23 protein-coding genes and 2 pseudogenes are annotated in these 21,882 nt (G+C 42.5%); 23 read left to right on the top strand and 2 right to left on the bottom strand.

Going from position 1 to position 21,882, the window contains the following annotated elements:
* Nucleotides 1-55 precede the first annotated feature (55 nt).
* Both MFMK1_RS00335 and MFMK1_RS00330 read left to right on the top strand, forming a co-directional pair.
* Nucleotides 56-274 carry a hypothetical protein gene (locus tag MFMK1_RS00335; protein ID WP_366923210.1) on the top strand — a complete coding sequence of 73 codons (219 nt, stop codon included), beginning with the start codon at nucleotides 56-58 and terminating at the stop codon, nucleotides 272-274.
* A 26-nt stretch (nucleotides 275-300) separates the two neighbouring features.
* On the top strand, nucleotides 301-471 hold the full coding sequence (locus MFMK1_RS00330; RefSeq protein ID WP_366923209.1) for a hypothetical protein: 171 nt from the start codon (nucleotides 301-303) through the stop codon (nucleotides 469-471).
* 226 nt (nucleotides 472-697) lie between these two features.
* Here the strand turns inward: MFMK1_RS00330 and MFMK1_RS00325 are convergent, their stop codons facing one another.
* The gene (locus MFMK1_RS00325; protein WP_366923208.1) at nucleotides 698-1,243 is read right to left on the bottom strand and encodes a pyruvate kinase alpha/beta domain-containing protein; all 546 of its coding nucleotides are present in this window, start codon (nucleotides 1,241-1,243) and stop codon (nucleotides 698-700) included.
* A gap of 219 nt (nucleotides 1,244-1,462) precedes the next feature.
* On the opposite strand from MFMK1_RS00325, the gene MFMK1_RS00320 reads away from it, so the two are divergent.
* From MFMK1_RS00320 to MFMK1_RS00240, 17 genes and pseudogenes are all read left to right on the top strand, one after another.
* Nucleotides 1,463-1,672, top strand: a complete 210-nt coding sequence (locus MFMK1_RS00320) for a hypothetical protein (RefSeq protein WP_366923207.1) — start codon at nucleotides 1,463-1,465, stop codon at nucleotides 1,670-1,672.
* Nucleotides 1,673-1,871: 199 nt separating this feature from the next.
* Nucleotides 1,872-2,993 (top strand): fructose-1,6-bisphosphate aldolase/phosphatase, encoded by a 1,122-nt coding sequence (fbp, locus tag MFMK1_RS00315; RefSeq protein ID WP_366923206.1) that lies wholly within the window; start codon nucleotides 1,872-1,874, stop codon nucleotides 2,991-2,993.
* A gap of 276 nt (nucleotides 2,994-3,269) precedes the next feature.
* Nucleotides 3,270-4,763, top strand: coding sequence for an aminotransferase class I/II-fold pyridoxal phosphate-dependent enzyme (locus MFMK1_RS00310; protein ID WP_366923205.1), 1,494 nt, complete (start codon nucleotides 3,270-3,272; stop codon nucleotides 4,761-4,763).
* A 110-nt stretch (nucleotides 4,764-4,873) separates the two neighbouring features.
* A complete protein-coding gene (locus MFMK1_RS00305) occupies nucleotides 4,874-5,080 on the top strand; it encodes a hypothetical protein (protein WP_366923204.1) in 207 nt (68 codons plus the stop codon).
* 394 nt (nucleotides 5,081-5,474) lie between these two features.
* Complete coding sequence (locus tag MFMK1_RS00300) at nucleotides 5,475-6,653, top strand: trypsin-like peptidase domain-containing protein (RefSeq protein ID WP_366923203.1); 1,179 nt, start codon at nucleotides 5,475-5,477, stop codon at nucleotides 6,651-6,653.
* 101 nt (nucleotides 6,654-6,754) lie between these two features.
* Nucleotides 6,755-7,264, top strand: a pseudogene (locus tag MFMK1_RS00295) (ABC transporter permease); the annotation flags it as partial.
* A 765-nt stretch (nucleotides 7,265-8,029) separates the two neighbouring features.
* Nucleotides 8,030-8,215, top strand: coding sequence for a hypothetical protein (locus MFMK1_RS00290; protein ID WP_366923202.1), 186 nt, complete (start codon nucleotides 8,030-8,032; stop codon nucleotides 8,213-8,215).
* A gap of 144 nt (nucleotides 8,216-8,359) precedes the next feature.
* Nucleotides 8,360-8,455: pseudogene (locus tag MFMK1_RS00285) on the top strand (type I restriction-modification system subunit M N-terminal domain-containing protein); the annotation flags it as partial.
* A gap of 10 nt (nucleotides 8,456-8,465) precedes the next feature.
* Nucleotides 8,466-8,654: a hypothetical protein gene (locus MFMK1_RS00280; protein ID WP_366923201.1), complete on the top strand. Its 189-nt coding sequence runs from the start codon at nucleotides 8,466-8,468 to the stop codon at nucleotides 8,652-8,654.
* Nucleotides 8,626-8,826, top strand: coding sequence for a type I restriction enzyme endonuclease domain-containing protein (locus tag MFMK1_RS00275; protein ID WP_366923200.1), 201 nt, complete (start codon nucleotides 8,626-8,628; stop codon nucleotides 8,824-8,826). The genes MFMK1_RS00280 and MFMK1_RS00275 overlap by 29 nt, the downstream gene beginning before the upstream one ends.
* A gap of 1 nt (nucleotide 8,827) precedes the next feature.
* Nucleotides 8,828-9,118 (top strand): type I restriction enzyme endonuclease domain-containing protein, encoded by a 291-nt coding sequence (locus MFMK1_RS00270; RefSeq protein WP_366923199.1) that lies wholly within the window; start codon nucleotides 8,828-8,830, stop codon nucleotides 9,116-9,118.
* Nucleotides 9,119-9,261: 143 nt separating this feature from the next.
* The gene (locus MFMK1_RS00265) at nucleotides 9,262-10,392 is read left to right on the top strand and encodes a GmrSD restriction endonuclease domain-containing protein (protein ID WP_366923198.1); all 1,131 of its coding nucleotides are present in this window, start codon (nucleotides 9,262-9,264) and stop codon (nucleotides 10,390-10,392) included.
* A complete protein-coding gene (locus MFMK1_RS00260; RefSeq protein ID WP_366923197.1) occupies nucleotides 10,382-11,026 on the top strand; it encodes an MAE_28990/MAE_18760 family HEPN-like nuclease in 645 nt (214 codons plus the stop codon). The genes MFMK1_RS00265 and MFMK1_RS00260 overlap by 11 nt, the downstream gene beginning before the upstream one ends.
* 355 nt (nucleotides 11,027-11,381) lie before the next feature.
* Nucleotides 11,382-13,355 (top strand): hypothetical protein, encoded by a 1,974-nt coding sequence (locus MFMK1_RS00255; protein WP_366923196.1) that lies wholly within the window; start codon nucleotides 11,382-11,384, stop codon nucleotides 13,353-13,355.
* Between the two features lie 408 nt (nucleotides 13,356-13,763).
* Nucleotides 13,764-14,219: a hypothetical protein gene (locus tag MFMK1_RS00250; protein WP_366923195.1), complete on the top strand. Its 456-nt coding sequence runs from the start codon at nucleotides 13,764-13,766 to the stop codon at nucleotides 14,217-14,219.
* 180 nt (nucleotides 14,220-14,399) lie between these two features.
* Nucleotides 14,400-15,074 carry a response regulator transcription factor gene (locus MFMK1_RS00245; protein ID WP_366923194.1) on the top strand — a complete coding sequence of 225 codons (675 nt, stop codon included), beginning with the start codon at nucleotides 14,400-14,402 and terminating at the stop codon, nucleotides 15,072-15,074.
* On the top strand, nucleotides 15,074-16,486 hold the full coding sequence (locus tag MFMK1_RS00240; protein WP_366923193.1) for a sensor histidine kinase: 1,413 nt from the start codon (nucleotides 15,074-15,076) through the stop codon (nucleotides 16,484-16,486). The genes MFMK1_RS00245 and MFMK1_RS00240 overlap by 1 nt, the downstream gene beginning before the upstream one ends.
* 141 nt (nucleotides 16,487-16,627) lie before the next feature.
* Here MFMK1_RS00240 and MFMK1_RS00235 read toward each other — a convergent pair whose 3' ends face one another.
* Nucleotides 16,628-17,470 carry a cell wall hydrolase gene (locus MFMK1_RS00235; RefSeq protein ID WP_366923192.1) on the bottom strand — a complete coding sequence of 281 codons (843 nt, stop codon included), beginning with the start codon at nucleotides 17,468-17,470 and terminating at the stop codon, nucleotides 16,628-16,630.
* 165 nt (nucleotides 17,471-17,635) lie between these two features.
* On the opposite strand from MFMK1_RS00235, the gene MFMK1_RS00230 reads away from it, so the two are divergent.
* From MFMK1_RS00230 to MFMK1_RS00215, 4 genes are all read left to right on the top strand, one after another.
* The gene (locus MFMK1_RS00230; RefSeq protein WP_366923191.1) at nucleotides 17,636-18,793 is read left to right on the top strand and encodes a cysteine desulfurase family protein; all 1,158 of its coding nucleotides are present in this window, start codon (nucleotides 17,636-17,638) and stop codon (nucleotides 18,791-18,793) included.
* On the top strand, nucleotides 18,793-19,956 hold the full coding sequence (gene thiI / locus MFMK1_RS00225; protein WP_366923190.1) for a tRNA uracil 4-sulfurtransferase ThiI: 1,164 nt from the start codon (nucleotides 18,793-18,795) through the stop codon (nucleotides 19,954-19,956). Before MFMK1_RS00230 ends, thiI begins: the two co-directional genes overlap by 1 nt.
* An 87-nt stretch (nucleotides 19,957-20,043) precedes the next feature.
* Nucleotides 20,044-21,207, top strand: a complete 1,164-nt coding sequence (locus MFMK1_RS00220) for an amidohydrolase family protein (RefSeq protein ID WP_366923189.1) — start codon at nucleotides 20,044-20,046, stop codon at nucleotides 21,205-21,207.
* A 61-nt stretch (nucleotides 21,208-21,268) separates the two neighbouring features.
* Nucleotides 21,269-21,700 (top strand): peptidylprolyl isomerase, encoded by a 432-nt coding sequence (locus MFMK1_RS00215; RefSeq protein ID WP_366923188.1) that lies wholly within the window; start codon nucleotides 21,269-21,271, stop codon nucleotides 21,698-21,700.
* The last annotated feature ends 182 nt before the right edge of the window (nucleotides 21,701-21,882 follow it).

The following is a 21,882-nucleotide window of genomic DNA, read 5'->3' as shown; positions in this document are numbered from 1 at the left end:
TATTCTCGGGTTATTCGTCGGGAAAAACTTTTCCCGCTTAAGGAGGAAGACTGATATGTACGTTGTTGCCGTTAAAGACACCAGCGAATGGTACTACTGTAAAACAGATGTAGATGCGGCGAAAAAGGTGACTGAGTTGCTGGAACGATTCCCCAAAGAAAGAATTATTCTGGCGGAAGAGTTTGAATTAACGGTGATTAAAGGTGAAGTCGAGGTAATGGATGTTGACGAAGAGGACGATCACAATCACGACGACTGTGATTGTGACCATTAATTGAGGTATTAGTTGGAGGGGCGCCTGTGTGGCAATCGGTTTATATGCTGGGTTTCTTTATCGCTGTGGGCGTAGTACCGTTGAATTTCTTAGTGAAAGGACTTAAGAAGTTGGGAGTACCCTACTGGCCGAGAATTATAATCGGCGTCATTTATCTTCTTGTCATCACTCGACTGGTAGATATGTACCTGATTTGAAGGGTACATCTGGGCGATGAGCCATAGATTTGCATTAAATTCTGCAGAAAAAGACTAGGTGGATTATTAATCTCACCTAGTCTTTTTTAATTAATCAGGCGTTATAAGCACTATCTGAAGCCGTAGTTGTACTTATGCCACAAAAAGCGCTATCCTCTGTCAGGTGTAAGAAAAGCGATTAACTTAATTTACTTAAGGCAATCGCTTTTTTTGTTAGTATTTTGTTTTAAGTTCTGGGCATACAAATAATTTCTCTAATCCTATTGTCAAAAAAGGCATTAGAATGGGCCGGGCTGATAACTACGGCAGCATCAGCTCCTTTACCGGTACCAGCGATTGCGATGATCTCTTCGCCGAAAGGGGTTAGGCCGGAATCTAAAGCCATACTGGATATTTCCACACAAACTTTAATGCCTTGGCCCAAAATGCGCAGCGAGCTTGCGACTATTTCCGCAGGGTAGAGGCCGCCGAATTTAAAGCGCACCGCCCGATCTACACCGGCCATTAGATGCGTCGTAGTAAGGACTTCCACCCCCTGTTCTTTAAGTTTTTGCCGCGATTCAGCCGGCATCTCATCTTTTCCCGGTTCTTTAAAGCCGACATGGTGGGTGACACAGACTATATTTAGGTTGTGACCCAAAAATTGTTCGGCGGTTCTGCCACTATTTGAAGCCACTACAATGTGCTTAATACCTAATTCCTTTGCTCTTTCCAGGGCTAATGCCACTGTTTTCTCAGTATTTTTCGGTCCGCATTTTTCAAAAAGTTGCAACGATAATTCCTCCCTTAAAAGTAATATTTACCTATATTGTAAAGAAAACGGATTAAATAAGCAAACAAACCTTAAACCCTGATTGACAAAGCTTGAATTAAAAGTTATCAAATCTAAGATAATAGTATTGTAGAGTTGATAGAGGGAGTTCAGAGTTCATTTGCATCTTCATCTGCAGCTGCAAATAAAATTTAGAGTAATCAGAGGTGATATTAGGCCATGGAGTTAATTAAAACGAACAAGCTTTGGATACTGCTTGGAATACTCATATTCGTTATTGCCATCGTGCTAGCCATCGTAGTTTCTACACCGCCCCAGCAGAAACCTCAGCCGGATACGCCGCCTAAGTGGAATGACACCCCTAACAGTGTCAGTGTGGATGTCCAGTTGGTTTGGAAGGGAAAGCCCGCTTTTATGGCGGGCTTTTAAAATTGATGATGAATTTTAAGGTTTTTCAGAAAAACAGCATACAATAAAGAGGAAAAGTGTGATATAAATAGAAAACTATAATAATTAGTATAACACATTTATCAATATATGTAATATATATAAGTGAGGTGGGTGTTGGGGTTTAACTGCTGCAAGGCATTTCTGCAGTAATTATTCTATAATTTAAGGAGGGTGCTTAATGGCAAAAATTACTTTGAGCGTCATTAAAGCGGACATTGGTGGATTTGTTGGGCATTCTAGTGTTCATCCGAGATTATTGGAAAGAGCGAAGGAGTGTATGTCTAAGACGGAACTTTTGGAGGATTATCATGTTACCCATGTTGGTGATGACATTAATCTAGTAATGACCCACCGTCACGGTACTGATTACGAGCCGGTACATAAACTGGCTTGGGAAACTTTCTTATCCTGTACTGAAGTTGCTAAGGAACTGAAGCTCTATGGAGCCGGTCAGGACCTGCTTAGCGATGCCTTTTCCGGAAATGTGAAGGGTATGGGGCCTGGTGTAGCAGAGATGGAGTTTGAGGAGAGAAAAAGTGAACCGGTAATTACATTTATGGCAGATAAGACGGAACCCGGCGCCTGGAACCTACCGCTTTATAAGATCTTTGCCGACCCATTTAACACCATTGGTTTGGTAATTGACCCGAAGATGCATGCGGGGTTTCGTTTCGAGGTACATGATTTAAAAGAAAATAAAAGAGTCTTTTTTGATGCCCCTGAAGAACTTTATGATTTACTCATTTTTATTGGTGCACCGGGACGCTATTGTATTAAATCTATTTACTCCAAAACTACTGGGGACATTGCGGCTGTTTCCACCACCCAAAAACTGAACATGCTGGCCGGACGCTATGTGGGTAAGGATGACCCTGTGTGTATTGTTCGCTGCCAAAGCGGCCTGCCGGCAGTAGGTGAAGCACTGGAGCCTTTCGCTAATCCCCACTTAGTTTCCGGCTGGATGCGGGGTTCTCATAGCGGTCCATTAATGCCGGTAAGCCAAAAACAGAGTAACCCCACGCGTTTTGATGGGCCGCCCCGGGTTATCGGTCTAGGATTTCAAATTGCCAATGGTAAGCTGATCGGACCTCAGGATTTCTTCGCGGACCCGTCCTACGATCTGGCTCGAGAGAAGGCCAATAAACTGGCTAATTACCTGCGTAGTTTAGGGCCATTTGAACCCCATAGATTACATTTGGATGAAATGGAATACACTACCATGCCCCAGGTGCAGGAAAAGCTAAGAGATCGCTTCGTATCATTGGAAGATGATGAGGCTGCTGTAGCGAAAGAAGAATAATCTTTACTAAAATAAAATAATAAATAAGTTATAAGCAGAGCCGCCATTTTTATGGTGGCTCTGCTTATGATTAGCATCCTCAGTAGCTTCGATAAAACCTGATAATCACCGAGAATGCTTGGTTACGTTACTGGGCAGATGCAGGCTCTTTTAAGCAGGGAAACAATTCGCCAAAAGGTCGCAGAAAACTATTCTTGACAGTGCAATTTTTCTATGTTTCAATATATTTACTGTAAATTTATCGAGATAATATTTTATGTAAAGGAGGTGCTGGCGATGGCCTTAGACCAGACCAGAACACCCGTATTTGACGCTTTAAAGCAGTATGTAGATCAAGGAACGATACCCTTTCATGTTCCGGGGCATAAACAGGGTGAAGGGCTGCCGGAGTTTACCGATTTTGTCGGTAAGCGGGTAATGGAGATGGATCTGACCTGCATGCCCGATTTAGACAATATCTGTAACCCGCGGGGGCCTATTAAGGATGCCGAAGCATTAACGGCGGAGGCATATGGTGCTGATCAGGCGTTTTTTCTTACCAACGGGACCACATCCGGTATACAGGCCATGATTATGGCGGTCTGCCAACCGGGAGATAAAATAATTTTACCCCGAAACGCCCACAAATCCGCAATTAGCGGTTTGATTATCAGTGGAGTGAGACCGGTATACCTAGAGCCGGAAATGCAGAGTGATTTCGGTGTATCTATGGGTATCTCTCCGGAACAGGTGGAAAGGGCATTGAAAGTCCATCCTGACGCCAAAGCAGTTTTTGTCATTAACCCTAATTATTATGGTACCGCATCTGATCTGGAGGGAATTGTAAGAGCAGCGCATGCTGTTGGGGTGCCTGTGATTGCTGATGAGGCCCATGGCGCGCATCTATACTTTAGCGATGAACTGCCTCTTTCTGCGATGAAGGCAGGGGTAGACCTTGCTGCAACCAGCACCCATAAATTAGCGGGATCCTTGACCCAAAGTTCTATATTATTGATTAGAGAGGGTCTGATTAACCCGCAGCATGTTAAAGCTGTTTTAAACCTAGGGCAGACTACCAGCCCATCTTATATTCTGTTGGCGTCTCTGGATGTTGCACGCAAACAAATGGCGTTAAAAGGCAGGCAGCTTGTTTCGGATATGCTGGAGCGCACCTATTGGCTTCGTCGAGAACTAGGAAAGATAGCAGGTATTCGGCTGCTTGAGAAACAAACCGGAGCGACGGGCTGTCATAGTTTCGATTCGACTAAGATAACCATAAATGTACAGGGGTTGGGAATGTCCGGCTATGAAATGGAAAAAATTCTTAGAAGCGAGTATCGGATTCAGGTGGAACTTTCGGACCTCTATAATGTAATTATTCTGATGTCTATCGGGGATACATGGGAAGCTATCACTAACCTTTTGGTAGTAGTGCGTGAAATGGCCGCGAAAAGACCACATAAAAATGTTTTGAAGTTTTTGCCGCCGCTGCCGGCGCTGCCGGAAGTGAGTGTACTACCCAGGGAAGCATTTTATAGTCAAACAAAACTTATTCCGCTGGAGGAAGCAGAAGGTGAAATAAGTGCTGAGTCTATCATGGCCTATCCTCCTGGCATTCCATTGGTTTGCCCTGGCGAAGTCATCAGTCGAGACTTGATAGAGTATGTAGTGGTTTTAAAACAGGAAAATGCTGACTTACAAGGACCGGAGGACCCATCACTGGAAAAAATCAAGGTGATTAAAGAGGTACTGCATATGAGTCAAGCCCCAGATGCCGAAGAAGTAGGATAAGTTATAGCCCGCAATGCGGGCTATAGCTATACATAGGGAACTGTGAGCTGCTATTATGTTGGCATAAACGGCGCTCAGTCGGAAACACTATTGCCGAGGTGATGAGAACAATGATTTGGGGTACAATATTTTCCGTTGGTGTTATTGTTGCTTTAGTGTACTATTTTTACCGGCAGAACAATGACCCTGGAATTGACCTGTTTTTTGCTAATCGGCTGCCGGAAGAAGGAAAGCGGTTTAAAAGAAATAAGCAGGCGGAGCCTGTCGGAGAAGCTGAACCTTATCCAAACCAGGGGCCACAAGGCAGTACTGAATGAATGGTGCATGCCCCAGGAGCTTATTGAAAACATTCTTGCAGGGAAATACAATTAAATGTAGAATACTTATTTACTTTGATAATTCATAGAATGTAATACAACTAAATTTCCTAGGGGATGGGGGTGAGGGATGTGATTTGGGGTGCAATATTTGGTGGCGCTGTCTTAGTGGCACTTATCTATTATTTTTATCGTCAAAGCAAGGACCCTGGGACTAAATTATTCCCCAACAACTCTCAAAAGGCTTAAGCGGCAGCATATTCGCTGCCTTTTTTTTATGCCCATTTTCAATTCCCCAAAAAATTTTTATCGTTTTTTGTACCTATTTTAAGCAAATTTTAAGGTTCGGATTACATAATTGGATTAAATAAGGTTTACAAGGAGTGAAAAGAAGATGGGCGTTATTAAAAACAGGACTTTAGCAGTGGTACTTAGTTTGGTGTTCGTAGGCGGTTTATTACTTGGTGGAACCGTTATTTTAGCGGCAGATTATAATCCGCTGCAGGCATTAAACTCTTCAAAAGAAGCGGTGCCGCCGGCGGTGGAAGATGGTACGACTGTACTTCAGCATACTGAGGTACAAAACGATGTGGCCGGGATTGTGAACAAAGCGGGAAAGGCCGTAGTTAAGATTGAAACGGTTATGGAGAACTCGGGAAGCAGCCAACAGAATCCATTCTTTCAAGACCCGTTTTTTAGGCAATTTTTTGGTGACCAATTCGCGTATCCTCAGCAACCAAGAACCAGTAAAGGGTTAGGGTCTGGTTTTATTATTTCTAAAGATGGTTACATCCTTACTAATGAACACGTAGTTTCCGGTGCCAATGAAATTAATGTGGAAGTAGCCGGCTACGATGAAGCATTCTCTGCAAAACTGGTTGGGTCGGATCATAACTTAGACTTGGCAGTGCTCAAAATCAACGCAGATAAAGACTTGCCGGTATTGGCCCTGGGAAGTTCGCAGGATGCTAGGGCGGGTGACTGGGTGATAGCCATTGGTAATCCCTACGGACTGGACCATACGGTTACCGTCGGGGTAATTAGTGCTAAGGGGCGTCCCATTACCATTGAAGACCGACACTACAAGAATTTATTACAAACTGATGCGTCCATTAACCCGGGTAACAGCGGTGGACCTCTGCTTAACATGAATGGAGAAGTGGTAGGTATTAATACAGCTATTAACGCTCAGGCTCAAGGAATAGGCTTCGCAATTCCTACCAGTACAGTAAAGGAAGTATTCAATGACCTGAAGGAAAAAGGGCACGTAGTACGTCCTTATCTTGGAGTAATGCTTCAGCCGGTTACTCCGGAGCTAAAGGAATACTTTGGACTTGACAATACCCAAGGGGCACTGGTAGCTTACGTACAACCGGGCAGCCCTGCCGACGAAGCCGGCCTTAAGCGAGGCGATGTGATATTGGAGTTCAATAAAAAAGAGGTAGTGGATCCCGATAAATTGGTTGAACTGGTGAAGGAAAGTAAGATTGGTGATAAGGCAGTGCTGCTAATTAACCGTCAGGGAAGTACCAGATACGTCACTGTCAAGATTGGTGAGGAAGGAAAAAACTAAGAGCTTACCATGTGCATAAGTTTATTTATAAAGAGGCTATCCGACCTTCCGGGTGGTCTCTTTTTTTGTTAAGGCATCCTCTTCTACTTTTATGCCCTAGCTTTTTTACCAAAAATTATTCCACCACCTGGCTGGCATTGGCAATCTTATTATGTTCTTGGTTTGCTTTGTACAGAACTCCTTTTGGACTGCGCTTGAGAGCTTGCGGTGAACACCCCCACGCAGCGGATGCTGCCGGGGTTAATGTATATCGCATGCGTTACATTGCGGTGATGGCCTCCGGGGCCTTTGCGGGGCTGGGAGGAGCCATCGTGATCGTCACCTTCTCGGGTGAGTTCAGTGGAACCGCGGCTGGATTAGGCTTTTTGGCCCTGGCTGCCTTAATCTTCGGCCAGTGGAAACCCTTAGGAATTCTAGGAGCTACCCTATTCTTTGGCTTTGCAAGCACTATTGCCAATGTATCTCAGGTGGTCCCCGCATTGGCGCAAATCCCCGGCATAATCTTAAAAACCTTTCCTTATGTAGTTACCTTAATCGCATTAGTTGTCTTCTCCAAATCATCTCAAGCGCCGCAGGCTGCCGGCGAGCCGTATGATAAAGGGAAAAGATAAAGAGAGTCCATCGGTCTTCAACCGCCGTATAGGTTTGATTCCGGTCTCCGGCACCAATACTTTGCACTATGTTATCAGGGTAAAATTCTACCCTGATTTCTTCATTTTCAGGGATTAATTCTAAATGCCGGATGAAGGTCCGCATTAGCTCACGCTTTTCCTTGATTGTTGCATTTTCAAAAGCAGTTTTGAAGTTAGTAAAGAATACACGAAGCGCATTAGCATCTATTTTAGTTTCATGAGCATAGGCTTTCTCTAACGAGGCTATCTGATCAAGTAGAGTCAGATTCAGTACGGCGTAAGCTATATAAATGGTATTGGTGCGGTGTGTTTGGTGAGCTATATGGAAGTGCCAACGAAACACGATTTACAAAAGACTTACCTGGGGCACTGGAATGGATAGATGGTGGTGCAGAACCAAGTATGGTTCAAGATGCTAATTTTGCACCTACAAGGCTTCTTACTTTAAGACCAAGAAATAGTGCGGCCTATAAAGGATTAAGCACACTTCTCTTACTAGAAGGGGGACTGGATTTTAGAACAGGTGAGCCAATCGACACATAAATATATTGTGATGATAACATTGACATACACCATATCTTCCCACAGGCATATTGCAAGACAAACAGCATTGATAATAAACTGGCTGACTGTATTATCAATAAGACGCCTATATCAGCTAAGACAAATCGAATAATAAGTGCTAACGCGCCCTCTATTTATTTAGAAAAATTGCAGAAGCATGCAGGAATAACCGATGCACGAATGAATGAGATTCCAACATCTCATATGATAAATCCTGATACATTAAGGCAAAACGACTTCAACAGCTTCTTCAAAAGTAGACAAAACTCCCTTTTAAAACACATAGAAATTGCAATGAGCAAACCGATTGCAAGAGATGCTGCTCAGTCCATAGAGGGTGGAGAAGATGAGAAGAATAGCGAATAGTATTTAAACCCTATTCTTCAGGGTTTTGTACATATTGCAGGAAATTAAAGATTGTTAGGGAAACTGTTATTTTATAGGTTTTTATACATGATTGCTAAGGAGCTGTAGGTATGGCAAAAGAACAACTAGTTACCAGTCTAGAAGATGTGGGCGGTTGCCGATAAACTTAGAGGCAGTATTGATGCTTCGAAATATAAGAATATTGCGCTTGGCATCATTTTTCTAAAATACGTATCAGACCGTCAGACCGATGCCCGATGTTGAGGCATTCAAAGCTAAAATAATAAACATGATAGAACAGGCTGTGTTAAAAGATGGAGGAGTAGAGTATATAGTAGCCAAGAAAGAAAAAAATCTTCTTTCTCCTGAAAACCTAGCTAAGATAATGGCAATGAAGTGTAAAAACATAATTGCTATTATCCCTAAAGAAGCTAATTGAAGGTAAAATTAAGTGGTTTAAGAAAACCAACCTTGTCCGATCCATATCCTTTTCAGAAAAGCTTCAGGTAATTGTGGAAAAGTATAACCAGGTCCAAGACCTTGAAGTATTGATAACTGAAATGATAGACTTCGCTAAAGAAATTGGAAGCCGCTATCAACGAAGGTATTGATATGCAGCTGACTCCAGAAGAGCAGGCTTTTTATGATGCATTAGCTAAACCTGAATTAGTAAAACAGCATTATGCATCAGAGGTTTTGCGAGAAATGGCCAAAAATCTTCTGGAGCTCATTAAAGAAAACAAAACCCCAGACTGGTATAAGCGAAATGATGCCAGGGCAAATATGAGGGACCTAATAAAGAGGTTGCTAAAAGAATATAAGTACCCTCCAGATGAAATACCAGAGGCAATAGACTTAGTAATTCAACAGGCGGAGTTGCAGATGGAGAATGGAATGACTTAGTAGAACAACAGGATATTTTCCGAGGTAGCCCTAGTTAAGAGTTATTTGACCGTATTTATTGGTTGAAGAACGTACTTCAAGCATGGAGGAATTAAAAGAAGATTGTAGTAAATAATATAACAATCATTTTAGGGGGGAGACAAATGGGACTTCAGGCAGAAATCGATGCAAAAGCTAAAGAAATACATACCGACGGATATCCAATGTCAATTGGAGAGTTTATTAGTCTCTATCATAACAAAGAAATTGAAATAAGGCCAGAATTTCAGCGATACTTTAGGTGGACTGATTTGCAGAAAACAAAATTAATAGAATCCATATTATTGGGTATTCCGATACCGTCAATTTTTGTATCTCAAAGGGACGATGGGGTATGGGATGTTATTGACGGGTTGCAGCGGTTATCAACAATTCTTGAATTTGTTGGTGAGCTAAGGAAGGAAAACGATGAATTATATTCTCCTAGTAGGTTAATGGGTACTACATATCTTCCTTCATTGGAGAACAAGGCCTGGAAGGAACTTGACTCTGAGGGTAATGAAACAGAGAATTCATTTGACCAATCACAGAGGCTTGCTATAAAAAGGGCAAAACTGGATTTCAAAATTATAAAAAAAGAAAGTGATACAGAAACCAAGTTTGAGCTGTTTCAAAGGTTAAATACTGGCGGCACACCTTTAACTCCACAAGAAGTTAGGAATTGTATTCTAGTAATGATTAATAGGGAGTTTTTCGAATGGGTTATTAGACTGTCAGAGAATGAAAGCTTCTTAAGCTGCATTTCGTTATCTGATAAGCTGATTGAGGAGCAATATCATGTAGAATTATTTTTGCGATTTCTTGCTTATAAAAACTCTTCAATTGACGACATAAAGAAAAGCAAGGATGTTGGCGAGTTTCTTACATCGAGAATGATTGATTTTTGCCAAGAGGGTAACTTAGATAAGGATCGAGAGGAAAGTGTATTCTTGAAAACATTTGGCTTATTAGACCAAGTATTATCGGATGAGTCTTTTAAGAGATATGATTTTCAGAAACAACGGTTTATGGGTTCATTTTTAATTTCCGCATTTGAGGTAATTGCTATTGGAATGGGAACCCACATAGATACATGGGAATATTCCAAGGAGAATGCTGAAGTTATTAGAGCAAAAATCAAAAACCTTTGGCAAAATGACACATTTAGGACCTATTCAGGAAGTGGGTCTCGTGCTTCCAGCAGACTTCCCCACCTGCTTCCTTTAGGGAAATCGGTGTTTGGTAATGAAAATTAGAACAACAGAACAACTTCTTGAGAAAATCGATACGGACTTTGCATGGAGAAGAAAAGAATTGTCCGTAATATTTGGTAATGCGAAGTCCACAAAAGAGCCATTACAGAGCACGGCATTGAGAGTTGGTATAGCACTACTTTATGCTCATTGGGAAGGATTTATTAAATATGCATCCGAAATGTATTTAGAATTTGTTGCATCCCAAAAATTACGGTATTGCGACCTGAATCATAGCTTTATTGCATTAGCATTTCGGAAAGAATTGATTGAATGCGAGGAGACTAATAAATCCACTATACATAATAAGACTGTGAAATTTCTATTAGAGAGTATGGAAGAAAGGGCACAAATTCCATGCCAAGGCGTTATTAAAACCAAATCAAACTTAAATTCTGAGATCCTAAAAGAAATAACAGCTACTATAGATTTAGATTTTACACCGTATGAATTAAAATGCAACCTAATTGATGCAGAATTGTTAAAGTATAGGAATGAAGTTGCCCATGGACAATATGTCAATGTTAATCTTTCAGACTTTGAAACACTATATAATGAAGTCACGGGAATGCTAAATCTTTTTAAAAATCAGATACAGAATGCCGCAATAACAAAGTCTTTTTTAAAAGTATCATAGGTATTGGTCTTCAATAATTATGGGTTTTTATGTGTCCCTTTCACACTAAGAGGAAATCCACCAGTGACATAAATTTCTCAGAAACTCCTGTCCCTAAATATTAAAATAGGCCCGTTAGAAGTGCAAACTATACCAGTATTAGAGTGAAAGTACTCTCAAAATTAGGGAGTACGTTTTTGGTTATTGCATATTGCCAAATGGCAGACAAGACACCCCCCCGTGGCTTTTAAGTAAGTCGGATTTGAAGAAGGGAAGTCAGAGGAAAAAATTTGTAATTTTAAGGAAGGATTTTGGCATAAGTTGTCAGAAACTATATAAAAAACACGGAGTTAGGTAGTAGGGGTGTGGAAGTCTGATGAGTGCTAAAAATCTTAATCCTAATGGAAGTAAAGCTATGGTAAAAAAGACTATAGTTAGTTATGCGGTTTTAACGGTAAATTATAAAGCAAGAAATGCCGATTACATTGATAATTTTATTCCTTTCATTGCAACATTAATCTACAAGAAACATTATGAAGAAATAAACGTTAATAAGGTGAGGAAGGACTTCAGAAACGAATTTGGACTAGACATTCCGTACCATCCCATGGTAGCGATACTAAATAGAGCAAAAAAACATGGACTAATAAAATTGAACAGGTACCGACAAAAGTGGCAACCTGTAACTGAAAAAATTGAGGAATTGGAATTCGGGGACGTTGCTAACGATCATTTGAGGAAACAAGAGAAAGTTATTCAGCATTTTATTGAGTTTGCGAAAACAAACTTCAACGAAGATATAACTTATAGTGATGCTGAAAGCACGTTATTAGCGTTTTTAAGTGTCTATGATTTAGAGATCTTTACCAAGAAAGTTTCCCTGATTCCTGAGAATATGTCCAGAAGCAAGTTGAATTATTGCTTATTTAAATTTATCCAACATGCTAATCAAGCTGACCCCGAGATATTTGATTTCTTGGTAGACATTTCGATAGGACATGTTTTAGTTGATACTGTCTTTAATTGTCATGTTTTTGAAGAAGAAAATTCGGAGATAAACGATTTAAAAGAATTAGAAGTATATTTAGATTCCGATTTAATATTTATGTTATTAGGAATAGTTGAGGAAGAAAGAAAATCAATTTATGAAGATTTTATTACAACATTGTTGGACCTAAATGCACAATTATATGTTTTTGAGCATAATTACGATGAAGCACAAAGTATTTTACAAGAGTGCCTCAACTGGGTGGAGAATCCTAGATATGACCCTTCAAAAGCAAGCCTTTCCGCTAAGTTTTTTGTTGCAAACGGGTACGATAAAGTTAAAGTCCAAGAAACCATTTTGAAATTACCTAAGGTACTGGAAAAGTATAAAATAACGGTTGTGCCTGGCCCATCACCAAATGAATTAGAGCGTTATCAAGAAGATGAGGCGAAACTCAAGAAATATATTATAGAAACATATAGAGGTTCCAATCCTTTTTTTAACGAAACAGAAAAAGAATTAACTTTATGGAAAGATGTGAAATCCTTATCGTATGTCCATAAACTGAGAAAAGGACTTAAACCTCAAATAATTTCTAAAGCTAACTGTGTTTTTGTTACAACTAATTCGGGATTGGCGCATTCTAATAAGAGATTTGAAGAGCTGGAGAAGGCGCGAACTTTTTGCATACCCATTTGTTTAACAGACTTGCAATTGGGTACAATGCTATGGCTACAATCTCCGTCAAAAGTTGAAGTGCTCAATAAGAAGAAATTAATGGCCGAGTGTTATGCGGCATTACAGCCTAACGAAATATTGCTTAAAAAATATGTTAAGCAATTAGATAAGCTTTATGGGGACGCTTTGGTTACAAATGAACAGTATTACTTGCTTAGAACGTACCAAGGTGCAATGAACTTACTGCAAGATAAAACTATGGGTGATATAGACAATTTTACGGATAAAATGCCATTGGAGATCTACGAAGAAATGCAAAACCAAATTAGAGGAGAAGAACAAAGTAACTATTTGGACGAAAGGCAAGAACATGGCAAAACAAGAGGTCAACTTCAGGAACAAATTGAGCGAACAAATGAAATCAACAATCAAAAACTCAATGCGGAAAAGTCAAATGAAAATGCAATATGTAAATTAACAAACGTAACCTATGCAGTATTAATTGTTTTACTGGTTACTATAACGACACTTGTTACATTGTTTTCAAATTTATCCAATAGATCTATGATATTTAAGGGCGTTTTAATAGCTGGGGCGATAGTGGTTGGCGTTATAGGCTTCTTATGGCAACCCAATATTGTTAAGCAAAAAATACAAGACTTAATAAAAAAGACGTTATTTTAAGCAAATAATAAAGACTTGAATTACTGATCATTTAGATCTTTAATCTTTAACATTAAATGAGGGCCTTTAGTAGTGCAAACTATACATTACCGGTCCCCGGCACCAAAAGAAAGCACTCTCGTAATTAATTGAGGGTGCTTTTGTTATGTCGAGCTACCGTTGTTTCGATAAAATATAGCATCACCTGGCCTTAAACCGGCTTTTGATAATGTGCTTCCAGCATTGTTTGGTGGTATGGCTGGAGCTTTATGGTCCAATTTGGGACATAATAAATGGCTAAGAGTAAATACTAATCTATAACAATTAGTTTAGAGCGAAAAGAAATACCTTTTAGCTGCTTCCCTCGACTAATTTGGTCCCCTAAAAGATATTTGAAATAAGAGAACGAATATTGGAGTAAATATTGTTATGATAAATATCAAAATAAAAGATTTCTATGTAGCCGGATTAGTGATAGGGATTATAGGGGGCATCCTTCATAATTTTTTGCTTCTTCTACTTATTTCGGCGGGGCTTAAAACCAGAACTTATTGGAAGGATATGGCGGAAGTATTTTTTAATGCGCCACAAGTGCTTACCTGGTATGCACAGTTATTTGGTTTAATAGCCTCAATAGGTATGGCTGGAGTAAACGGGATATTAATTGCCGTGTTACTAAAGGTTACAGGAAGGGATTATTTGTATATTAAAACTATATCTGCTAGTTCTGCAATGGGTTTTGCAGTATTTATGCTGATCTACCCTGCACTGGGATTAGACTTTTTACAACATTCAATAATTACCAATTACGTCGCCTTTTTTACATTCATTTTTTATGGTGTAGTAGTTGGATTTATGTTTGATAAATTCACTGATTTCGGATGATGTGAGCTACAAATATATATTTCAGACCAACCCCGGTTCTGGCACCAAAAGAAAGCACTCTGTAAATCGAAGGGTGCTTTTGTTATGTCATAAGATAACGGCATAAACTCGCTTAACGCTTTGCTAGCGAAATGTAATTATGCTACTATTAATTTGGATAAAAATATTGGGGGCGAAACTATGGAAGCGCGGATTCTTATAATTGATGATGACAGTAAGATAACCAATTTCTTGACGCGCAGCCTCAAATTTGAAGGGTATCAGGTTTTGGCCGCAAATGATGGCATCACCGGGTTGAATTTAGCGGAAGAACACCGCCCCGACTTGATAATACTTGATGTGATGATGCCGGGTATGGACGGTATTGAGGTCTGCCGCCAACTGCGGAAATCTTATTCCGTGCCAATTCTCATGTTGACTGCAAAGGATGAGGTTAGTGACCGGGTCAAGGGACTGGACGCGGGTGCTGATGATTATCTGGTGAAGCCATTTTCATTAGAGGAATTATTGGCTCGGGTTCGAGCCCAACTTCGGCGGCACAATTCACTGGGAAACCGTCTTTCCTTTGCGGATATTAGCATGGATGATAATACCCGGGAAGTGACAAGGAATGGTCGCGCAATAGCTCTTACCGCTACGGAATATCAGCTTTTACAGTTGTTTCTGACTAACCCTCGGCAGGTGCTGACCAAAGAACAGATTATGGAGCGAGTCTGGGGATATGACTACAGTGGTGAATCAAATGTGCTGGAAGTCTACGTAAATATGCTTCGTCAGAAACTGGAGGAAGCAGGGGAGCCGCGGCTGATACAGACGGTGCGCGGGGTTGGCTACATATTAAAGGGGGAAGAGTAATGTCCCTGCGCGCTCGTTTGACTCTTTGGTATACGACAATTTTCGGTGGGACATTGATCGTCTTTGGTCTGCTGCTATATTTTACTTTGGCCACATATATGCTAGAGTCTGCTGACCAAACGTTATCCACTAAGGCAGATCAGGTATTGGAGTCCACCCAGATAGTAAAATATCCGTTTCGCTTGAAAGAAGTGGTACTGCCTGATGTAGATGTTTTCGCCTCTCCTGATACATTCTTGCAGGTGGTGGACAGCCAGGGGCGGGTCCAGTCCCGGTCGGGCAACCTAGGAAATCGGGTGCTGCCTCTTTCTAGAGAGACTTTAAGCATGGCCAGCCGCAGTGATGGGGGTTTTTATGAGACATTATCTGCATCCGGAAGTAAACTGAGGTTATATAATTTACCGGTGGTGGTGGAAGGGCAGTTTGTCGGGGTTATGCAGGTGGGCCGTTCTTTAGTCCAGGTGGAGGGTACCTTGGCCCGGCTGCGGCTGCTTCTGATGATTAGTATCTTAGCCTCGGTGCTGATCGCGGCGACGGTAGGATGGCTTCTTGCTAGGACAGCGCTCAACCCTATTGAAAAGATTAGCAGCACTGCTGCTAAAATTGGTGACGGTCAGCATTTAAACAGGCGCATCGATTATAGTGGACCGGCAGATGAAGTGGGACAATTAGCTGCTACATTTAATGCTATGCTTAGTCGTTTACAACAGGCATATAAGCGTTTAGAAGACACTTACTCTGCTCAGCGGCGCTTTGTAGCTGATGCTTCTCATGAACTGCGCAGCCCGCTTACTACTATCGGCGGCAATGTGGAATTGCTGCAAAAGATAGAAGACAGTGACCCGCAGCTGCAAGGGGAGATATTGGCGGATATTAGTGAAGAAACCAGGCGAATGCGTCATTTGGTAGAGGATATGCTGGCATTGGCTCGGGCGGATGCCGGCTTGCGATTGGATATGGAAAGGATTAACTTAGGAGAACTTTTGACGGATGTGGGCAGAACTGCTCGGCGCCGCGCGGCCAAGCGGGAATTTGCCATCCAAGGCCTTGACGAAATTCAAGGCATGGAAGTGTCAGCCAACAAGGATTACCTGCACCAGGCGGTGTTCATCCTGATTGATAATGCTATTAAATATACATCCGAACAAGGCAGGATAACCTTAAGCGTAGAGCGATACCCTGGTAAAATGGGTATATCGGTAAGAGATAACGGACAGGGTATCAGCGGAGAAGATATTGAGCATATTTTTGAGAGGTTCTACCGGATAGATGCAGCTCGTAAACCAGGAGGGACCGGTCTGGGATTGGCAATCGCTAAATGGATAGCTAAAGAGCACCGGGGTGAGATCACCGTCGAAAGCATAAAAGGACAGGGAAGTAAATTCACTATTTGGCTGCCGATACCTGAATAAATCGGGAGAGAGTTTGCCTGGAAGAGCAACAATCCTTTGATAAAATGCTAATCCAAGTAAAATATGAAAACGGAGAACAGTTTAGTCGGGATATTACCCCATAGATACTAAAAGAGCAGCCAGTTGGCTGCTCTTTAATATTTAAAGTGTAAACACGTGATTATTCATTACTTTGGCTACCGGGCGGGTGCGAATCCAATTTGACCTGGAGGTCAATGTTGGATTATAGAAGAATAGTGCACCGTTAGTGGGGTCTTGCCCCGCCAGTGCAGTCTCAGCAGCCCTTATGGCCTCCTTGCTGGGTTCCCGATAGATTGAGCCGTCCTTTACCGGGCTAAACTGGTAGATTCCGCCGGATTTTTGGAAAACAACATCAAATACGGAATTGGGGAAGCGTGAGTGCTTGACTCGGTTGACGATAACTGCTCCTACGGCCACCTGTCCGTCAAAAGGTTCGCCTCGCGCCTCGGCGGAAATGGCTCGCGCCAGCCAATAGAGAGTTCTGTCGTCGGCAGTTTTATTACTGCTTTGCTCCTGTCGGATACCATGTTCCAATTGGCGAAAAGCCATTGCATAATGAGAACCTGATCTTTCCGGTAGTACCAACCTTTGATTTGGGTGGATTATGTTACCGGAAAGTTTATTCATCTGCCTAATTGTATTGATGCTGATATTAAATTTTTTGCCGATCGCCCAGAGGTTATCACCGGACTTAACGATGTATTCAGTACTGCTGCTTGCCACCACCGGTATTACTGTTAACCGTTGTTCCGGATAAATAATGTTACCGGTGAGGCCATTAATTTCTTTTAGTTTTTTTACCGTCATGGTATGTCTTTGGGCAATGGACCAGAGACTATCGCCGCGCTGGACGATATAATAGTTGCCCGCGGCCTCAGCCAGCGGTGCTGCGCTAAATGCCTGAGACAAGAAAAAGGCCAATGTCAGACAGGCTATACGCATCTTCCATCTTGAAAATTTCATGATATAATCTCTCCTATTTATTCCTAATTCAAGAGTCATCCCTCTATTGTTGCCGAAAATAATAATATTAATACCTTTTTTTTGTAGGAATTTTTTACTGTAATGCTGAACATATGTAACTAATCGTCTTTTTGGGTACAATAGGTAGCAGTTGAGGTGAACAATATGTCGCGCATTTATTTTGATAATAGTGCCACTACACCGTGTTTGCCGGCGGTGGCGGAAGTGGTAAATACAGTCTTGCTGGATACCTACGGGAACCCATCCTCCATGCATCGAGTGGGAATAGAAGCGGAAAAGGTGTTGAAAAATGCCCGGCGCCAAGTTGCCGAAGCTTTGCAGGTTGAGTCCAAAGAAATTTTTTTCACTTCCGGCGGAACTGAGGCAAACAATTGGGCTATATGGGGTACGGCCCAACAGCGTAAAGGCCGGGGCAAGCACATCATCACTTCATCCATTGAGCATGCATCAGTACTTGAAAGCGTCTCCAGACTTGCGGAGGATGGTTTTCGTATTTCTTATCTTGATACCGACCAAGATGGTTTGGTGGACCCTAGCCAGCTGCAGGAACTGCTGACGCCGGAAACCATATTGGTAAGTGTCATGTCAGTAAATAACGAGGTAGGCAGTATTCAGCCGGTAAATGAGTTGGCACGAATAATTAAATCTTCCACGCCCCAAGCATTCTTTCATGTAGATGCTGTGCAGAGTTTTGGTAAACTCTTGCTAAGACCGAAAGAAACGGGCATTGATATGCTGTCCATTAGTGCACATAAAGCACATGGTCCTAAAGGGGTTGGTGCTCTTTATATCGATAGGAACGTCCAACTTAAGGCGTTACTGGTGGGTGGTGAGCAGGAAGTGCTGCAGCGCGCCGGTACCGAAAATGTACCGGGCATTGCCGGTTTGGGCAAAGCCGCGGCGTTAGCAGGTGCGCGGTTGGATAGTAACGACTCTACATTAGCCAAATTAAAACAAAAGCTGCTACAGGGGCTGAGAGGGTTAAACAAAGTACATATTAATGGTCCCGGGGGTGATGCCGCCGCCCCGCATATAGTAAATATTTGGTGCGAAGGGGTAAATCGTGGCGAGGTGTTGCTCCATTCATTGGAGGCAGAGGACATCTATGTATCCACCGGTTCTGCGTGTCATTCCCGCAGGAATGAAGCCAGTCACGTGTTGAAAAGCATGGGTCTCAGTGGTGACGCCCTTACCGGTGCCATTAGGGTTAGCCTGTCTTACTTGAATACACCCCAAGAAATAGACATATTTTTAGCTAAGCTTAAGCAAATAGCTGCTGAACTGAGGGGGTTGAGTAGATAATGGAACAAACATTATTAATTCGTTTTGGCGAAATTAGTTTAAAGGGAAAAAACAGGCGCGAGTTTGAGAGAAAGCTGCTGAAAAACCTTAAAAATGTTCTCGGCGGGATCGCCTCTAACCGGGTGGAAACAGCATACGGTAGGATGTATGTGCCGATTAAGGATGATGTTGATACGGTAATCCAAAGGGTGCGGAAAGTTTTTGGTATCGTATCGGTAAGTGTGGCAGCGGTGACGCTTCAGGATTTAGCACAAATTAAACAGGCGGCACTTGAACAGCTTGAGGGTTATGCTGATGGCGGTACATTTAAGGTGGAGACAAAACGACCTGATAAGAGATTCCCCATGCAGTCCCCGGAGATAAGTAAAGAAGTGGGCGCACATTTGTTGGATAATACCACCGGTTGGTCAGTGGATGTGCATCAACCGGATGTGACCGTCATGGTAGAGGTACGTCGCGAAGGTGTTTATGTATATACTGGTAAGATTCCCTGTAATGGCGGACTGCCTGTTGGTTCCACGGGAAGGGGAGTATTACTGCTATCCGGTGGGATAGATAGCCCGGTGGCCGGCTGGCTGGGTATGAAGCGGGGTTTGGAGATTGTGGGACTCCATTTCCATAGCTTTCCTTTTACCAGCGAACGCTCCAAGGAAAAGGTTATTGATCTGGCTCGGATAATCAGTGCTTACGGCGGCCGAGTAAAGCTTCACATAAACCATTTCACTGACATACAAAAAGCGATTCGTCAAAACTGCCCGGAGGAGTTTTATGTTACCATTATGCGTCGGATGATGTTTAGAATTGCTGACCGTATCGCTAAGGAAGAAGGTGCACTGGCTTTAGTTACCGGCGAAAATCTAGGGCAGGTGGCCAGTCAAACCTTAGAAAGCATGGGTGTTATTAATGAAGTAACAAAAATTCCGGTGCTGAGACCTTTGGTGACCTTTGACAAACAGGAAATTATGGACTATGCCAGGCAGATAGATACCTATGAAACATCTATTTTACCTTATGAAGATTGTTGTACCTTATTTATGCCCAAGCATCCGGCAACCAGACCAAAGTTAGGGCCGGTGCAGAAAGCGGAGTCGGTTCTTGATATTGAAGCGCTTATCCAGGGTTCTCTTGAAAAGTCTGAGGTAGTGATAGTTAAGCCGGATTAAGCTCTTTTGTTGAAAGAATGGGGGAGCATATTGATTGGCAGAACCTGCTGTTGTTTATATGAAGAGTTTTTATGAGGGGTTAAATCTATGCAGAAGATTTTTACTCCCCGCCTCTTGACGGGTAGTGGGGAATTACTGAACAATGCTCTGCTGGAAATAGCAGATGGGAAAGTACATAGTCTTAGCCCAGGAGTGGATAAGGAATTGCTGGGCAATGAAACCGAAGTGCTGCCGATGGGAACCACGATGCTGCCAGGATTAATAGACTGCCATGTTCACCTGGCGCTTGATGGTGAAGATTTTCACCGATCGCTGGCACGGTGGCAGTCCAATGAGGCCTGGAAGCCTATGGTGGCGAGAGAGCTGCTTAATACATTGGCCGCTGGGGTAGTGGGTATTCGGGATGGCAGCGATGCCCAGGCCATTGGTCTAAAGGCAAAAGAATTTCCCAGGCCTCGACCTGAGATTGTCGCCTGCGGCCGGGCAATCAGTGAGCAGGGACGTTACGGGTCCTTTTTGGGCTATGGTGTATCCACTTTGACTGAAGTACAGCGGATATTGGATGATTTGGTCATAGCTGGCGCAGATCAACTGAAGGTAGTGCTTTCCGGGTTGGTGAGTTTTACAAATTATGGTAAGGTAGGCAGGCCCCAGTTTGATGTGGATTTTATTAAAGCCGTGGTTGCTGAAGCACATAGGCGGCAGCTACCGGTAATGGCTCATGCCAGCGGTGCAAGTGCCGTTGATATGGCAGTGGAAGCTGGGGTTGACTCAGTGGAACACGGCTTTTTCGTCACCCGGGAGACAATTAAAAAGATGGCTGACAAAGAGGTATCTTGGGTGCCTACGGTAGTAGCTGCCGGTGGCAGGCTAAAGTTTGACCGCCCCGGGGAAGATCGGACGGTAATAGAGCGAACATGCGAGACTCACATTGAAGCGATTGCTCTGGCCCGGCAATTGGGCATAAATGTCGCGGTTGGGACTGATGCCGGTGCCCCTGGGGTGCCCCATGGGGCAAGCTATTATCAGGAACTTAGTTACCTGCATAAAGCCGGCTATAGCGGCAGAGAATTGGTGACTTTATCAACCCGCAATGGGGCGGAGGTTACGGGCTTGGGAAAATTAGGCGATTTAGCACCAGGGTACACAGCCAGTTTTGTAATTGTACACGGTAATCCCCTGGATGATGCTGCTGCTTTCAGCCGGGTTGCTTCTGTTTACCATCGGGGAAAGTTATTAAAGAAGGCATGATGGGTAGAAATTTTGGTGCAGGGAAAAATTTTTAAAAGACATTATACTAGGAGGAATTAAGGTGAAAAAAGCAACTATTGAAATGGACCAAGGGCAAGTTGTGATCGAGCTATTTGAGAAGGAAGCACCAGGGACGGTGGCAAACTTTGAAAAGCTGATTAAGGAAGGTTTTTATGATGGGCTTAAGTTTCACAGGGTTATAGAAGGATTTGTGGCCCAGGGTGGATGCCCGGAGGGCAACGGATCAGGCGGTCCCGGGTATACCATACCTTGTGAAACCAAAGGCAACCCCCATAAGCATGAGAGAGGATCATTGTCCATGGCCCACCGTGGACCTAATACCGGCGGCAGCCAATTTTTTGTCGTATATGAGCCACAACCTCATCTTGACGGGAAGCATACGGTCTTTGGTAAAGTTATTGCTGGCCTAGATGTGGTTGACCAGATTAGTCAAGGAGATGTCATGAATAAGGTTACCATTAGTGAAGAATAATCTTGAGTACTATTAACTAAATAGTTTTGGATGACCAAGAACCACCGCATGCTTTTATGCAAATAAAAGATGCGGTGGTTCTTGCAGTCTAAAAATACCCATGAAAATGTCGAATACTGAAATGTTAAGTCGAAAAAAAGGTACTGATAAATTAATGTGTAAATAGCATCTAAAAGTTTGTA

The organism is Metallumcola ferriviriculae (genome assembly GCF_035573695.1).
Taxonomy (GTDB): Bacteria; Bacillota; JADQBR01; order JADQBR01; family JADQBR01; genus Metallumcola; species Metallumcola ferriviriculae.
The sequence above is the reverse complement of the archived record's forward strand: the minus strand, read 5'-3'. Positions and strand labels throughout refer to the sequence as shown.

What these genes read in the sequence shown, in the direction of transcription:
- MFMK1_RS00335 (WP_366923210.1), top strand. Translation starts at nt 56, where the DNA reads ATGTACGTTGTTGCCGTTAAAGACACCAGCGAATGGTACTACTGTAAA.
- MFMK1_RS00320 (WP_366923207.1), top strand. Translation starts at nt 1,463, where the DNA reads ATGGAGTTAATTAAAACGAACAAGCTTTGGATACTGCTTGGAATACTC.
- fbp (WP_366923206.1), top strand. Translation starts at nt 1,872, where the DNA reads ATGGCAAAAATTACTTTGAGCGTCATTAAAGCGGACATTGGTGGATTT.
- MFMK1_RS00310 (WP_366923205.1), top strand. Translation starts at nt 3,270, where the DNA reads ATGGCCTTAGACCAGACCAGAACACCCGTATTTGACGCTTTAAAGCAG.
- MFMK1_RS00305 (WP_366923204.1), top strand. Translation starts at nt 4,874, where the DNA reads ATGATTTGGGGTACAATATTTTCCGTTGGTGTTATTGTTGCTTTAGTG.
- MFMK1_RS00300 (WP_366923203.1), top strand. Translation starts at nt 5,475, where the DNA reads ATGGGCGTTATTAAAAACAGGACTTTAGCAGTGGTACTTAGTTTGGTG.
- MFMK1_RS00290 (WP_366923202.1), top strand. Translation starts at nt 8,030, where the DNA reads ATGAATGAGATTCCAACATCTCATATGATAAATCCTGATACATTAAGG.
- MFMK1_RS00280 (WP_366923201.1), top strand. Translation starts at nt 8,466, where the DNA reads ATGCCCGATGTTGAGGCATTCAAAGCTAAAATAATAAACATGATAGAA.
- MFMK1_RS00270 (WP_366923199.1), top strand. Translation starts at nt 8,828, where the DNA reads ATGCAGCTGACTCCAGAAGAGCAGGCTTTTTATGATGCATTAGCTAAA.
- MFMK1_RS00265 (WP_366923198.1), top strand. Translation starts at nt 9,262, where the DNA reads ATGGGACTTCAGGCAGAAATCGATGCAAAAGCTAAAGAAATACATACC.
- MFMK1_RS00260 (WP_366923197.1), top strand. Translation starts at nt 10,382, where the DNA reads ATGAAAATTAGAACAACAGAACAACTTCTTGAGAAAATCGATACGGAC.
- MFMK1_RS00255 (WP_366923196.1), top strand. Translation starts at nt 11,382, where the DNA reads ATGAGTGCTAAAAATCTTAATCCTAATGGAAGTAAAGCTATGGTAAAA.
- MFMK1_RS00250 (WP_366923195.1), top strand. Translation starts at nt 13,764, where the DNA reads ATGATAAATATCAAAATAAAAGATTTCTATGTAGCCGGATTAGTGATA.
- MFMK1_RS00245 (WP_366923194.1), top strand. Translation starts at nt 14,400, where the DNA reads ATGGAAGCGCGGATTCTTATAATTGATGATGACAGTAAGATAACCAAT.
- MFMK1_RS00240 (WP_366923193.1), top strand. Translation starts at nt 15,074, where the DNA reads ATGTCCCTGCGCGCTCGTTTGACTCTTTGGTATACGACAATTTTCGGT.
- MFMK1_RS00235 (WP_366923192.1), bottom strand. Translation starts at nt 17,470, where the DNA reads ATGAAATTTTCAAGATGGAAGATGCGTATAGCCTGTCTGACATTGGCC.
- MFMK1_RS00230 (WP_366923191.1), top strand. Translation starts at nt 17,636, where the DNA reads ATGTCGCGCATTTATTTTGATAATAGTGCCACTACACCGTGTTTGCCG.
- thiI (WP_366923190.1), top strand. Translation starts at nt 18,793, where the DNA reads ATGGAACAAACATTATTAATTCGTTTTGGCGAAATTAGTTTAAAGGGA.
- MFMK1_RS00220 (WP_366923189.1), top strand. Translation starts at nt 20,044, where the DNA reads ATGCAGAAGATTTTTACTCCCCGCCTCTTGACGGGTAGTGGGGAATTA.